This window comes from Ancylobacter sp. GW821-FHT10E12 (assembly GCF_058809335.1).
This window is the reverse complement of record NZ_JBXASN010000002.1, coordinates 270,700-283,159: the sequence shown is the minus strand read 5'-3', so window position 1 is coordinate 283,159 and position 12,460 is coordinate 270,700. Positions and strand designations below refer to the sequence as shown.

Below are 12,460 nucleotides of genomic sequence, written 5' to 3'. Positions count from 1 at the left end.
GGTCAAAAAGACTTTTGGTAACATGTAGTTATGAGGTCCCCCCGCAACGTTCGCAGAGCCGCAACCCGGTTGCGATCGTGCGGACGGTTGATTTTCAACGGTTTGTGAGCTTTTGCGGTCGTTGCGATCGTCAGTCAAAAACGCCCCCCATATCGTCAAATGTGGGCCGCGTATCTGGTGGAACCTCCGCCAGATCTTGGACAATCTGTCCGAGAGCTTCGCGTCGAACGAACCAGGAGGTTTGTTGACCGCGCTTCGTCCTCTCGCGCCATAAAAGGTACCGGAGTCCGGCTCCCTCCGCTTGAACGGCACGCGGCCTGCCTTCAGGTATGGCCTCGTCGATCTCCGTACGCGCCGTGGTTTCGCCGACGCCCCTGGCGTCTTGCACGGCACTGACGACGGACGCTCGCGTAACGCGGTCGCTCTTCATGGTGTCGGCCACAAAGGAACAAAGAGCGGCGCCGCGGCGCTCGGCATCGTTCATGCTGTTCAGGGCAGCAAGAGTTCGTTGTCGATGGGCATCAAACAGGACGTGCACGCCCACAGTCTCCAGGGACCGCACCCGCAATTCCGGGTCGGCGGCCTCGAAATGCCAGCCAGGCACGACATCGCCGTTCGGTAGAACGGATTGAATTTCGAACCAATGCTCTCGTGCCGACCGACGCGTATTGTTTCGCTTGGCGTCGTCGACACGGCCCATTTGACTTACACGATCGGGATCGAGCCCGAGTTCCGTGCCGGTCTTCATCGCCATGGGCGTGAGCGTGTAGGCCGCGCGGGCCTGCGTTATGATCGCGCCGGAACCTCGGGCGGAGTCGGCGACGCCGGCGTTCCCTTCCGGCTGCCCGGTTCGGTTTTTCACCGTGTGATGGGTCAGATCGATAGACGCGCCGGTTCGCCTCACGAGATCGCGCAGGAAGTCGGTGACACGCTCCATGTCGCCGGAGGAGTTTTCATCAAGGCCCCGGTGCAGCGTCACAAGGGGGTCGAGCACGACGTGAACGATGTTCTCGTCGCGGATGAAGTTTCCCAACCCGGCAACGAGTGGCCCGATCGTGATTGGCGCTTTCTGCTCACGACGCTCCGCAAGAACCAATCGCTGCTCATGACCGGAAAGCAATCGGACATTCTCAACGATGTCCCCGATCGGAATGTCGTAAAGAGCGGCCAGCGCCTTCAGGCGGCGGCGCATTTCAATGATAGTCGTCTCGGCGTCATAAATGAGAACGCGTCCCTTCTTCGAAACGATCTCACCCGTAAGCGGCCTTCCGGTGGCGATCGAAACGGCGCTCAGCATTGCAAACATGGATTTCGAGACGCCGCCAGGCCCGACCCCTACCGTGAACGCTCCCGGCTGAAAGCGAGTGCCGAGGACAAATTCCTTGGGTGGAATGTTCTCCAGGTCGATCAGCTTGACGCGTGTTGCCGCGCCGAAATCAAAGGCTGCAGGCGCAGACACTCGGTCGGGTGGGCCACCCGACACGGGAGCGTCGGCTGGAAACAGCGATTCTTCGTCAGGATCGAGCCATTGAAGAGCATCCACCTCCTGGAGATCTGCCCAGCCGACGCCGAGCGCCGCCGCAATTCTCGGCAGGCCCGACTTCCACCGGGTGCTCGCGTCAAAGTCCTCAAATTCCTCGCCGGCAAGCCGCCGGCATAGCCACGTCATCGCCTGTGCCTCGGTCGGACGGCGCACGGCCGGGTCCGGCTCCGCGATCACCGCAAAGGGCTGCGTGCCGGCCGGGCCATATTCGGGGCAGCCGCCAAAAATGATTTCGCCGTCGGGATCGACGGCCCCGAATTCGCAGATGAACGAGACGGGCGTGTGCGGTCGTTCAGTACCGAAATCGTAGGCGCCGTTTCCACCGTCGAAGATGGCCAGCCGCTCCTCTCGATCTCGGTCGAGTTCACTGGAGGATATGGACCAATCACCCACGCTCGGCGTCGAAGCCGTATGCGGGAGCAAGACCGGCACCCACTCCGAGCGTCGAAGCCATACCGCACGTTCGACAGCCTGTTTAGGCGTTAAGGAATGCCGGACATCGCGCGCCCGGACGACGGTCGCTCTGGAGGCCTTCCCCCATTCGAAGCCGCAATTGTCTGCAACCTCGTGCAGCGCATCAGCGAGAATATCGAGCCGGCCCGCGTCGATTGCGGCCAAGCCGGAAAAGCCGATATCGGCCAGATCCGAGCGAACGCGGGCTCCGGAGGCATGACGCCCCTCGACGTGCACCTGCTGACCCGCCGCCAAGAATTCTACCTGGTACTTGCGCGAGGTGGCGAGATCCGTGAGTGTCCAGGTTCGCTTGGTGACGGTCTCGCCAATCCATCGCAGGAAGACAACGCAGCTCGTCGTTCCATCACGCTGGCGGAGAGCCGGCCGTGTAGCGGGGCTGGTATCGATCCGGCCGATCTCTGCCCGGATCAATCCGACCAGCCTGCGCGCCCTCTCGGCTTCATCCGACTGGTCCACGTCGTCGACCTTGATGTCGATATCGATGGCGACCACGGCCCCGGTGACGAAGCAGATATTCGCGTCTGAATAGTTCGACCACGCCGCGATATCTGCTTCGGAGGGCGCAAAGGTTCGCCACCCCGAAAAGCCGTACCAGCGTCCATCATCGAGTCGGCTGGGCACTTTGCCGTCACTGGGCTTCGGGCCATCTTTGAAGTGAATTGTCGCCCCAGGAGGCGCACAGGGCCGCAGGTAAGGACCAAAACCCGCCTGATCCAACTCAAGTACAGCGTTCGTCGACGGCGCGGAGGCGGCCGGAGGTTCAGGGAGCGATAGAAATCGCACCACTTTGTTTTCCGGTACACCAAGCGGAACTGTTGCCATCACAGTCCGCGTGCTTGCGACCGATGTCCCCTTGTGCAATTCAACACATGCCGAGGCGAGATCTACTCTCGATCTACCTTGCGGCGACGCGTCTCGCTCGTTATAAGTCACCATCTGGACTTTCTTTGGCCGGCGCGCTCTTCACGGGAGCGGCCGGCCTTTTCGTCTCATGTGTTGTCGACGACCAGGCGAAGCCGCGTATGACGCGCAGCGCCTACGGCGGAACGTTCTCCGCGCGCCGGCCGCTCCCGAAACTCCGAAAGGAACTTGCCGAGACTGGTGCGCGTCACAGCGTGCCGGCCGTTGACGGTGGTTGCGTCGAGCATGCCGTAGCGGCGATAGAGCCGCACGCGGCGGGCGCTGATGCCGGCCAGGCGGGACGCCTCGGCGATCGTCAGGACAGGCGCTGCAGTTGCGAGTTTCAGTACGTGCATGGGGCCCTCGTCATTCGAGGGGTTAGATTGCGCGCAATGATGTTGCGTTTCGACGCCGACTGTTCGGGCCCAATTCGCTCCGCGATCTGCTGGCTTCCCCTTTTTCCCATCGCCTCAGCCACATCTCGTAGAGCTTTTGAGCCAGGCTATTTGCCTCCTGGCCGCTGATACGCTCGGTTTCGTCGATACGCTGCTGCATTCGAAAGAGCTCACCAGACGCTCGGAGGGCCTGGATATAGTGCTCGATCCTGTTGGCACCTTTGGAAGCGAACAACTCGTCCCAAAGCGCAGCCGCGGTGCGAATGTCTTGAACCTCGCTTGCGCACAGGATGGTAACCAAATCGACGGAGTGAGACAGGGGCGGGTTGCCTCTCGCCGTGTCGCGGACGAAGCGCTCAACGCCGTCGCGCACCTGTTCGTAATCCACCGGGCTGCCTTCACAGTGCGGCGGGTTTCGATTGAGAAAACCGACCGTTATCACACGGCTGGTAGCGCCGGTTGCCAAGTAAGCGCCGAACATAACGGCGGAAACCGTTGTGCGCCGGGGACGCCAGGCAATATGCGGATCATTATACCTTAAATCGGCGGCGCAGCTGAGCATCGCCCGTTCCTCAAGCGTCGACGAGGCGAATTTTGCCAAAGCCTCTGTGAACTTTCGGAGCGTGGGATTGGCCAAGGTAGCCTGGTCCAGGCCACCGTCGCGTAGGTCCTTTTCGATGCTCCATTTCGCTGCGTCCAGAATTCGAGTGCTACGGTCGTGATGGAATTCCCTAATGGCAGCAACACCCGACGGATCGAAGGCGCCGGTGCTGATCAGAGTGGTCGGGCGATTTTCTATCAGCCGCAGGTCCTCGCGGAGGCGGCAAGCAAACGCGAGGAAGGTGGCGGGATGAGGGTTGCCGGTTTTCATTGAGCAGGACCCTGGACGGGGCTGCCCGCAATCTCCGCGCTTCGCTCCAGCAGAGCGTTCAGGTCCGAGTATCGGACCAGAGTTCGGCCACGCAGTTTGACCCTGACTAACTCGCCATCACGAAGCATCCGCCAAAGCGTAGGCTGGGAAACGCCGATGTACTTGGCACCGTCGGCGATCGAGCAGGCGATTGTGGGGTTAGAGGGCAGGGGCGATTTCTCAAGGTACATTCCAATCTTCTCCCATCACGAAGGATCGACTGGTTCCCTATAAAATCCACATCTTCGGACATTAAAAGCCATTGGAATTATTGTCCGCCCATCTCCGGCCGTTCGAACCAGACCTCCGGGTAACGGTTGAGCAACCGGCGCATGCTCCGATCGCTTAAAGGCTTTGGAGGTTTGAGACCGTTGTTCACGCCGAGCTTGAATAGAAGCTTCGGTGCCCTCCTTCTCGCCTCGATCTCGCTCAGGCCGTCATGCATCAGTCGATCTACAACGCCGTAAACTGCCGCAATGCGTTGAAGCTCGATTGGCGGGCGTCCCTGCTTGGGCCCGCTCTGCGTCGGTTCCAAACCCAACAGACGGCCCACCGCGACCGATAGCGGGCCGTTTCGGTTATAGTCTTTCACGAGAGCTTCGGCATCGACGTTCGTCAAAGCTGCCAGACCGGCAAGAATGGCGCCATCCCGGGATAATTCGGCTGCCGGATCCGTAAACAGATCCGCGAACGATCCGGGACTGTCGGTGGGTTTCACCCGCTTGGCCATTTTAAGAAGCCTTCAATGTATCGAGGTGATCCGCCCATGACTGCATGAGCTCGATCCGCTCGGGCCAATAGGACGCGCGGTTGTAAGCTCGCCGGATTTCGTTCTTCTCCTGGTGCCCCAACGCGGCTTCGATCACGTCGGGCCGAAAGCCTTTCTCGTTGAGGATTGAGCTGGCTGCTGCGCGAAAGCCGTGAGCCGTCATTTCGTCCTGAGTGAACCCGAGGCGCCTAAGCGCCGAGTTCATGGCATTTTCCGACAGCGGCCGCACGTTCGAGCGGATGGATGGAAACACGAGCTTGCTGGCTCGCGCGACCTCTTTCACATCCCGCAGCACGTCGAGGGTTTGGCGGGAGAGGGGTACGTCATGCTGCCGGCGCACCTTGGTGCGCTTGCCGTCAATGCGCCACACCGCTCCCTCGACATCGAACTCGTCCCACATCGCACCGCGCACCTCACCCGGCCGCGCGAATGTCAGTGCAGTGAACTGGAGCGCGCAGCGGAGCGTCGGCCAACCATCGTACTCATCGATCGACATAAGAAGCGCCCCGAGACGTTTCTCATCCGTAATCGCGGCCCTGTGCTGCACCTTGGGAGCCTTCAGCGCGCCGCGCAGAGGCAGCGTAGGGTCGTCCTTGGCGCGCAAGGTTGCCACAGCCAGGCGGAAGACGGTGCCGATCACGCTGCGCAATCGCCGAGCAGTCTCACGCCTGCCACTGCGCTCGATCTGCTGGAGAAACGCGAGGATCTCTGCCGGCGTGATGTCCGCGATCGGTCGCTTCCCGAGCGAAGGACCGGCAAGGTCGACCAGCATCCAGCGGTTCTTTGCAACGGTCGCCGGAGCCGCTCCGTCATCCTCGATTCGAGCGAGATATTCGGTTGCGAGGCTGTCGAACGTGTCTCCTGCCGATATCGCCGCCGCCAATCTGTTGGCTCGTTTGTTGGCCCCAGGATCGACATCCGAGGCCAACAGCTTCTTGGCCTCGTCCCGGAGCCGTCTGGCGTCGGCCAGCGAGATGGTCGGGTAAGTGCCGTGGGAGAGCTTCTTTTGCTTCCCGGCGAAACGGTAGGCCTGATTCCAGAGCCGCGTTCCGTTGGGTTTCACAAGGAGATAGAGGCCGCCGCCGTCGGAGAGCTTGTACTCGCGATCTGCAGCCTTGGCCGCCCGGCACGCCGTGTCTCACAACGCCATGGCTCGTCTCGTCTTGTTGGCTTCGAGGCCAACAAAGCGCAAACCGGAGCCAACATCAAGGCCAACAAATCAGCGAGATGCACTGATCGAGGATGAGCTGAAATGATAGGATGAGATATAAGTGAGAGCGAAATATGCTAGTAAAATCAGTTGGATATGATCCTCTGTGAGGTGATCTGATCCAGCCTGATAGAGGAAAAATGGTGCCCAGGGACGGAGTCGAACCGCCGACACTGCGATTTTCAGTCGCATGCTCTACCAACTGAGCTACCTGGGCGTAGCCGGCAACGGCATCAAACCGTGCGGAGCGGGCGGGTTATAGAGTCTCCGTCGTGGCATGTCCATGGGGCGCGACGGAAAAATGACGCTATCCCCAGATGGTCGGTCAGGCCCGTTAAACTCAAGTCGCTACAATACTTTTCGTTGCGTGCCCGGAAAGGCAGGAGCCCTGCGTGCCGGTTCCGATCCCCGAGCCGAACGGCTCGATCCTAGCCCCGCGATGTCAATACGGAAGCTGCCATTTGCATGACGCCGTTCCGTGTCTCCTTCGGGATATCCGAAAAACAGACGGTCCAGAGCGCCATGGCTGCCTCCGGAAAGCGGCCCCGCGTCACCAGTATTGGGAACCTTGAACCCCGATCTAGCCGTCCCTGGGCGGGCGCGGTACGAGCGGCACCTCGTCACCATCCTCGTCGTCCTCGCCGGCGCCGGGAATCGCGTAGGTGCCGGACAGCCAGCGGTGCAGGTCGACATCCGCGCAGCGGCTTGAGCAGAACGGCCGATAGCGTTCGGTCGGCGGCTTGCCGCAGATGGGGCAGGGCTTCTCCTTCGGCGTGTCGGCCGGCTTCTCGGTCACGTCGGGTTCCCCCAGCTTCCATGCACCGGAAAACGCTCGCCGGCCAGCAGCGCCACCGTCTCTGTGAGCGGCAGGCCAACGACATTGGTGTAGGAGCCGACCAGCTTGACCACGAAGGTGCCGGCGAGACCCTGAATGGCGTAACCGCCTGCCTTGCCGTACCATTCGCGCGAGGCGACATAGGCGGCGATCTCCTCGGTCGACAGGCGCTTGAAGCGCACCCGGGTCTCCACCAGCCGGCTGCGGATGCCACCCTTGGGGGTCATCAGCGCCACGCCGGTATAGACGCGATGGGCGCGGCCGGAGAGCAGGCGCAGGCAGTCCTCCGCTTCCTCGCCGAGCTCCGGCTTGGGCAGGATGCGCCGCCCGACGCCCACCACCGTATCGGCGGAGAGCAGGTAGGCGCCCTCATATTCGGAGGCGGCCCGGCGCTTGGCATCGGCCGCGACCAGCTTCTCGTGGGCGAGGCGCACGGCGAGACGACGAGGCAGCTCGGCGCGCTCGGGAGTCTCGTCGATGTCGGCGGGCAGCAGCGCATCGGGCTCGATGCCGGCCTGGGCCAGCAGCGCCAGGCGGCGCGGCGAACCGGAGGCCAGGACCAGGGTAGGGCGGAGGCTCACGCACGAACTCCTTGTTCCGCCGGAACATCCGGCGGCACGAACGGCCGGCACGCTACTGGAAAGCGATGCCGCTGTGAACGGTCCCTCGCGCCATTCGCGCGACCATTTCACGGCCGGAAACGCGCGCGGATGCGCATCTCCAGTTCGTCGCGGACATTGCGATAGGCATCCATGCGCTGCTCGCGATTGCCGGTGACGAGGGTCGGATCCGGTGTCGGCCAATATTCGACATCGAGCGCGTTGCTGCGGGTCAATTCCAGCGCCCGATGGTGGGCGTCGGGCGAGAGGGTGATGACGAGATCGAAGGCAAGCCCTTCATTTTCCTCAAGTTCTTCCAGCGTCTGCGGTCGGTGGCGGCTGATGTCGAGGCCGATTTCGTCGATGGCGGCAACGACGAACGGGTCGGGATCGCCCTTCATCACCCCGGCGGAGCCGACATAGATGGAGCGGCCGAACAGGTGGCGGGCCAGCGCCGCCGCCATGGGCGAGCGCACGCAATTCTGCCCGCACATGAACAGCACGGCCTGCGGGCGCGCCTTCCGGCCCGGCGCAGGGCCGCCGGGATTCGGGGAGAAGGGCGCGGGCGCTGTCTCCACCACCCGCTCAGCCCTTCCAGTGCAAGGCGCAGACGAGGGTGAACAGGCGCCGTGCGGTCTTGAAATCGCAGGCGATTTTGTCCTTCAGCCGCTCGCGCAGCAATTCGGATCCCTCATTGTGGAGGCCCCGCCGACCCATGTCGATCGCCTCGATCTGCGAGGGGCTCGCCTTGCGGATGGCGTCGTAATAGCTTTCGCAGACAAGGAAATAGTCCTTCACCACCCGCCGCAGCGGGCTGAGGGAGAGGTGGTGGGACACCACCGGCGCGCCGTCCTGCCGCGCGATGTCGAGCACCAGCCGGTTGTCGGCTAGCGACACGGTAAGCCAGTAGGGACCCGGATGTGGATCGCCCCGCGGCGCGAAGCTGTTTTCCTCGATCAAATCGTAGATGGCGATGGCGCGCTCATGCTCGATATCGCGGGTCGAGCGGCCGATCGAGGCGGAATCCAGCGTCACCGCCACCAGGCGGCGCGTCTCGGCATGAGGGTCGTCGCCATCGGACATGCCTGATCCATCAAAGGTTTAGGCGGATAGCCACCGAGCGGGCATGGGCGCCGAGCCCTTCCGCCTCGCCGATGGCGATGGCGGCGGGGCCGATGGCGCGCAGCTGCTCGGGTCCGCATTTCAGGATCGAGGTGCGCTTCATGAAGTCGAGCACGCCGAGCCCGGAGGAGAAGCGGGCGGAGCGGGCGGTGGGCAGCACGTGGTTGGAGCCGCCGACATAGTCGCCGATCGCCTCCGGCGTGTGGGCGCCGAGGAAGATCGCCCCGGCATGGCGGATTTGCGCCGCCAGGCCCTCGGCATCGGCGCAGAGGATTTCGAGGTGCTCGGGGGCGATCCGGTTGGCCAGGTCCGGGGCGTCGGTGAGTGCAGTGAGGTGTATGATGAGCCCGAAATCGGCCCAGCTGGCGCCGGCGATGTCGCGACGGGGCAGGGTGGCGAGCTGACGCTCGACCGCCGCCTCCACCGCCGCGGCCAGCGCGGGCGAGTCGGTCATCAGGATCGATTGCGCGGCGGTATCATGTTCCGCCTGGGCGAGCAGGTCGGCGGCGATCCAGTCGGGGTTCTGCTCGCCGTCGGCGATCACCAGCACCTCGGAGGGGCCGGCGATCATGTCGATGCCGACCGTGCCGAACACCTGCCGCTTGGCGGCGGCGACATAGGCATTGCCCGGCCCGACGATCTTCGCCACCGGGGCGATGGTCTGCGTCCCATAGGCGAGCGCCGCCACCGCCTGCGCGCCGCCGACGCGGTACACCTCGTCGACCCCGGCGAGGCGGGCGCAGGCGAGCACCAGCGGATTGAGCACCCCGTCCGGCGACGGCACCACCATGGCGAGGCGGCCGACGCCGGCGACCTTGGCCGGCACCGCGTTCATCAGCACCGAGGACGGGTAGGCGGCGGTGCCGCCCGGCACATAGAGCCCGACCGCGTCCACCGCCGTCCAGCGATGGCCGAGCTCGACGCCGATCGGGTCGACATAGCGGGAGCTCTCGGGAAGCTGGCGGGCATGATGCGAGCGGATGCGCTCATGCGCGAGGCGCAGGGCATCGAGGGTAGCCGGATCGGAGGCGGCCACCGCCTGGTCGATCTCCGCCTCGGTGACGCGGATCCCCATGGCGCCGAGGTCGATGCGGTCGAAGCGCCGCGACAGCTCGACCAGCGCCGCATCGCCGCGGGCGCGCACATCGGCGACGATCTTCGCCACCGCGTCGGTCACGTCCTGCGAGACCTCGCGCTTGGTGCCGAGAAAGGCCTGGAACCGCTCGGCGAAATCGGGCGAGCGCGTGTCGAGATGGAGCGGCATCAGCGGGTCCTGCGAAGTGGCGATCCGGGAAGGCGGCAGCCCGGAACCGCGCGGCACGGCGACTATCAGCGCCCTCCGTATCGCAACCGACCGGCGTCGTGACAAGGGGTAGGCTACACCCTCGTCACAAAGCGTACCGCCTTGCATCCGCCGAGGACATCTCATGCATTTTCAGGAGCGAGGCCATTCCCAGGCCATTGCGCCGATATGTCGAGAAATCAGGCGTCGTGCAGCAGGAAGGACGGCCGGCCTGCCTGCTGGCCTGGCATCGCACGCCAACCCGTTCCTTCGAGCCCCCTCACGCATCGTGGCAGGGGGTGCCCTTGGCGTCCCAGGCGGGGCCGAGGTCCTCGACGCCGGCCTCCAGGCAATCCACGGTGAGCTGCAGCTGCCCGCCGCCGGAGAACAGGAAGGTGATGATGCCGGACGGCGCATCGGTCGCCTCGAAGGTCACCAGCAGCAGGTTGAGCACGTCGCGCTTGCGCTTGAGGTCGATGCCGCGCACCCGCGCGCCGAGCACATGCTCGAAGCGGATGCCGGACCGGCGCCGCACGCAGCCCGCCGGCGCCCCGGCCGTGAGCACGCTCTCGCCACCGCCGGCGGCTTCCGCCTGCAGTTCCTTCTGGATCGCGCCCTCCCAATCGAATCGATTGGCGAGCATGACGAAACGCTGATCGGTCGGCTGGAAGGCCATGTCGCCGACCGTCACCACCGCATCCTGAAGATGCACGGAAATGACGGCGAGGTCCTCATCGTCGAGCGCGATCAGTTTGAGACCGTTGCCCATTTCACCATTCTCCGCATATCCGACGGCGCACATATCCCGACGGCGCACACATGGCGCCGCCGGCGGCCCGCTTCAAGTGCCGACGCCTGCATTGGGCGCCCGAGAGACGGTTCGGATCCCGCGTGCACCGGCATTGTGCGTCCCCCAAAGCCCGGCTGTGCCGGGCACCTCAGGATGACGTGGGGCCGGGACGACAGGGAGGCCAGATGACGATCGATCGACCTTCGTCATGCTGAGGAGCGGGCGAAGCCCGCGTCTCGAAGCACGCATGCCTTCGCCTCGCGGACTTGCCCTTGCCTCGCGGACCTGCCCTCGCCAAGGCGCGCGTCAGCCCGCCAGACGCTCGATCTGCGCGCCGCAGGCGGAGAGCTTCTCCTCCAGCCGCTCGAAGCCGCGGTCGAGATGGTAGACGCGGTGGATCATGCTCTCGCCTTCGGCCGCCAGCGCGCCGATGACGAGCGACACCGAGGCGCGCAGGTCGGTCGCCATCACCGGCGCGCCGGTCAGCCGCTCGACGCCCTCGATGGTGGCGCTGTCGCCGTCGAGATGGATGCGCGCCCCGAGCCGGGCCAGCTCCTGCACGTGCATGAAGCGGTTCTCGAAAATGGTCTCGGTGATGCGCGACGTGCCGCTCGCGCGGGTGGTGAGCGCCATCAGCTGCGCCTGCAGGTCGGTGGGGAAGCCGGGGAAGGGCGCGGTCGACACCTCGACGGGCGAGATGCCGGCGCCGTTGCGCTTCACCCTGAGCCCCTCGTTCGACACGGTGATCTCGGCACCGGCCTGGCGCAGCGTGTCGAGCGCCGATTCGAGCAGGTCGGCGCGGGCGCCGGCGAGCATGACGTCGCCGCCGGTCATCGCCACCGCCATCGCGTAGGTGCCGGCCTCGATGCGGTCCGGCAGCACGGCGTGGCGGGCGCCGTTGAGCCGCGGCACCCCGACGATGCGCACGGTCGAGGTGCCCTGGCCCTCGATGCGCCCGCCCATGGCGTTGATGCAATCGGCGAGGTCGACGATCTCCGGCTCGCGGGCGGCGTTCTCGAGGAGGGTCTCGCCATCGGCGAGGCTGGCGGCCATGATCGCGGTATGGGTGGCGCCGACCGACACTTTCGGGAACGGGATGCGGGCCCCCTTCAGCCCCTTCGGCGCGCGGGCGAGCACATAGCCGGCGTCGATCTCGATCTCGGCGCCGAGCGCGCGCAGCGCGTCGAGATGGAAGTCGACCGGCCGGGTGCCGATGGCGCAGCCGCCCGGCAGCGACACCTTGGCCTGGCCCATGCGGGCGAGCAGCGGCCCGATGACCCAGAAGCTTGCCCGCATCTTGGAGACCAACTCATAGGGGGCGGTGGTGTCGACGATCAGCCGTGCGTCGATCTCCAGCGTCTGGCCGGCATAGGCATCGTCGCCGCGCCGCTTGCCGTTGACGGTGATGTCGATGCCGTGATTGCCGAGGATGCGCTGGAGCTGCGCCACGTCGGCGAGGCGCGGCACGTTCTCCAGGATCAGCTTCTCGTCGGTGAGCAGGCCGGCGATCATCAGCGGCAGCGCGGCGTTCTTGGCGCCGGAGATCGGAATCGATCCGTTGAGCGGATTGCCGCCGACAATGCGGATGCGGTCCATGGGCGTCTGTGCTCCTTGACCTGGGAAGAGACCGG

Annotated in this window: 13 protein-coding genes, 1 tRNA gene and 1 pseudogene; all 15 read right to left on the bottom strand. The window is 64.7% G+C overall.

The genetic code is table 11. The features are described 5' to 3' along the window. Positions 1 to 130: 130 nt before the first annotated feature. A complete protein-coding gene (locus AC1RU4_RS03715) occupies positions 131 to 2,839 on the bottom strand; it encodes an AAA family ATPase (protein ID WP_492889652.1) in 2,709 nt (902 codons plus the stop codon). Between the two features lie 167 nt (positions 2,840 to 3,006). Then, on the bottom strand, positions 3,007 to 3,273 hold the full coding sequence (locus AC1RU4_RS03710) for a hypothetical protein (protein ID WP_492889651.1): 267 nt from the start codon (positions 3,271 to 3,273) through the stop codon (positions 3,007 to 3,009). Between the two features lie 22 nt (positions 3,274 to 3,295). Next, positions 3,296 to 4,183 (bottom strand): hypothetical protein, encoded by an 888-nt coding sequence (locus tag AC1RU4_RS03705; protein WP_492889650.1) that lies wholly within the window; start codon positions 4,181 to 4,183, stop codon positions 3,296 to 3,298. Further along, positions 4,180 to 4,413 carry a helix-turn-helix domain-containing protein gene (locus tag AC1RU4_RS03700; protein ID WP_492889649.1) on the bottom strand — a complete coding sequence of 78 codons (234 nt, stop codon included), beginning with the start codon at positions 4,411 to 4,413 and terminating at the stop codon, positions 4,180 to 4,182. The genes AC1RU4_RS03705 and AC1RU4_RS03700 overlap by 4 nt, the downstream gene beginning before the upstream one ends. Positions 4,414 to 4,490: 77 nt before the next feature. After that, positions 4,491 to 4,952 carry a hypothetical protein gene (locus AC1RU4_RS03695; RefSeq protein ID WP_492889648.1) on the bottom strand — a complete coding sequence of 154 codons (462 nt, stop codon included), beginning with the start codon at positions 4,950 to 4,952 and terminating at the stop codon, positions 4,491 to 4,493. 1 nt (position 4,953) lies between these two features. Beyond that, a complete protein-coding gene (locus tag AC1RU4_RS03690) occupies positions 4,954 to 5,874 on the bottom strand; it encodes a tyrosine-type recombinase/integrase (RefSeq protein WP_492889778.1) in 921 nt (306 codons plus the stop codon). 18 nt (positions 5,875 to 5,892) lie between these two features. Next, positions 5,893 to 6,117 (bottom strand): annotated as a pseudogene (locus AC1RU4_RS03685) (Arm DNA-binding domain-containing protein); the annotation flags it as partial. Positions 6,118 to 6,342: 225 nt separating this feature from the next. Then, positions 6,343 to 6,418 (bottom strand) — tRNA-Phe (locus tag AC1RU4_RS03680). Positions 6,419 to 6,781: 363 nt separating this feature from the next. Continuing rightward, entirely contained in the window at positions 6,782 to 6,997 is a 216-nt protein-coding gene (yacG, locus tag AC1RU4_RS03675) for a DNA gyrase inhibitor YacG (protein WP_492889647.1), read from the bottom strand. After that, complete coding sequence (locus AC1RU4_RS03670; protein WP_492889646.1) at positions 6,994 to 7,617, bottom strand: Maf-like protein; 624 nt, start codon at positions 7,615 to 7,617, stop codon at positions 6,994 to 6,996. The genes yacG and AC1RU4_RS03670 overlap by 4 nt, the downstream gene beginning before the upstream one ends. Before the next feature lie 107 nt (positions 7,618 to 7,724). Next, positions 7,725 to 8,129 (bottom strand): arsenate-mycothiol transferase ArsC, encoded by a 405-nt coding sequence (locus tag AC1RU4_RS03665; protein ID WP_492889777.1) that lies wholly within the window; start codon positions 8,127 to 8,129, stop codon positions 7,725 to 7,727. 91 nt (positions 8,130 to 8,220) lie between these two features. Then, positions 8,221 to 8,718 carry a UPF0262 family protein gene (locus tag AC1RU4_RS03660; protein ID WP_492889645.1) on the bottom strand — a complete coding sequence of 166 codons (498 nt, stop codon included), beginning with the start codon at positions 8,716 to 8,718 and terminating at the stop codon, positions 8,221 to 8,223. Positions 8,719 to 8,728: 10 nt separating this feature from the next. Then, a complete protein-coding gene (gene hisD, locus AC1RU4_RS03655; protein WP_492889644.1) occupies positions 8,729 to 10,021 on the bottom strand; it encodes a histidinol dehydrogenase in 1,293 nt (430 codons plus the stop codon). A 298-nt stretch (positions 10,022 to 10,319) separates the two neighbouring features. Continuing rightward, a complete protein-coding gene (locus AC1RU4_RS03650; RefSeq protein WP_492889643.1) occupies positions 10,320 to 10,808 on the bottom strand; it encodes a DUF2948 family protein in 489 nt (162 codons plus the stop codon). Between the two features lie 327 nt (positions 10,809 to 11,135). Further along, positions 11,136 to 12,425: a UDP-N-acetylglucosamine 1-carboxyvinyltransferase gene (gene murA, locus AC1RU4_RS03645; protein WP_492889642.1), complete on the bottom strand. Its 1,290-nt coding sequence runs from the start codon at positions 12,423 to 12,425 to the stop codon at positions 11,136 to 11,138. Positions 12,426 to 12,460 lie beyond the last annotated feature (35 nt).

What these genes read in the sequence shown, in the direction of transcription:
- AC1RU4_RS03715 (WP_492889652.1), bottom strand. Translation starts at nt 2,839, where the DNA reads ATGGCAACAGTTCCGCTTGGTGTACCGGAAAACAAAGTGGTGCGATTT.
- AC1RU4_RS03710 (WP_492889651.1), bottom strand. Translation starts at nt 3,273, where the DNA reads ATGCACGTACTGAAACTCGCAACTGCAGCGCCTGTCCTGACGATCGCC.
- AC1RU4_RS03705 (WP_492889650.1), bottom strand. Translation starts at nt 4,183, where the DNA reads ATGAAAACCGGCAACCCTCATCCCGCCACCTTCCTCGCGTTTGCTTGC.
- AC1RU4_RS03700 (WP_492889649.1), bottom strand. Translation starts at nt 4,413, where the DNA reads ATGTACCTTGAGAAATCGCCCCTGCCCTCTAACCCCACAATCGCCTGC.
- AC1RU4_RS03695 (WP_492889648.1), bottom strand. Translation starts at nt 4,952, where the DNA reads ATGGCCAAGCGGGTGAAACCCACCGACAGTCCCGGATCGTTCGCGGAT.
- AC1RU4_RS03665 (WP_492889777.1), bottom strand. Translation starts at nt 8,129, where the DNA reads ATGTGCGGGCAGAATTGCGTGCGCTCGCCCATGGCGGCGGCGCTGGCC.
- AC1RU4_RS03660 (WP_492889645.1), bottom strand. Translation starts at nt 8,718, where the DNA reads ATGTCCGATGGCGACGACCCTCATGCCGAGACGCGCCGCCTGGTGGCG.
- hisD (WP_492889644.1), bottom strand. Translation starts at nt 10,021, where the DNA reads ATGCCGCTCCATCTCGACACGCGCTCGCCCGATTTCGCCGAGCGGTTC.
- AC1RU4_RS03650 (WP_492889643.1), bottom strand. Translation starts at nt 10,808, where the DNA reads ATGGGCAACGGTCTCAAACTGATCGCGCTCGACGATGAGGACCTCGCC.
- murA (WP_492889642.1), bottom strand. Translation starts at nt 12,425, where the DNA reads ATGGACCGCATCCGCATTGTCGGCGGCAATCCGCTCAACGGATCGATT.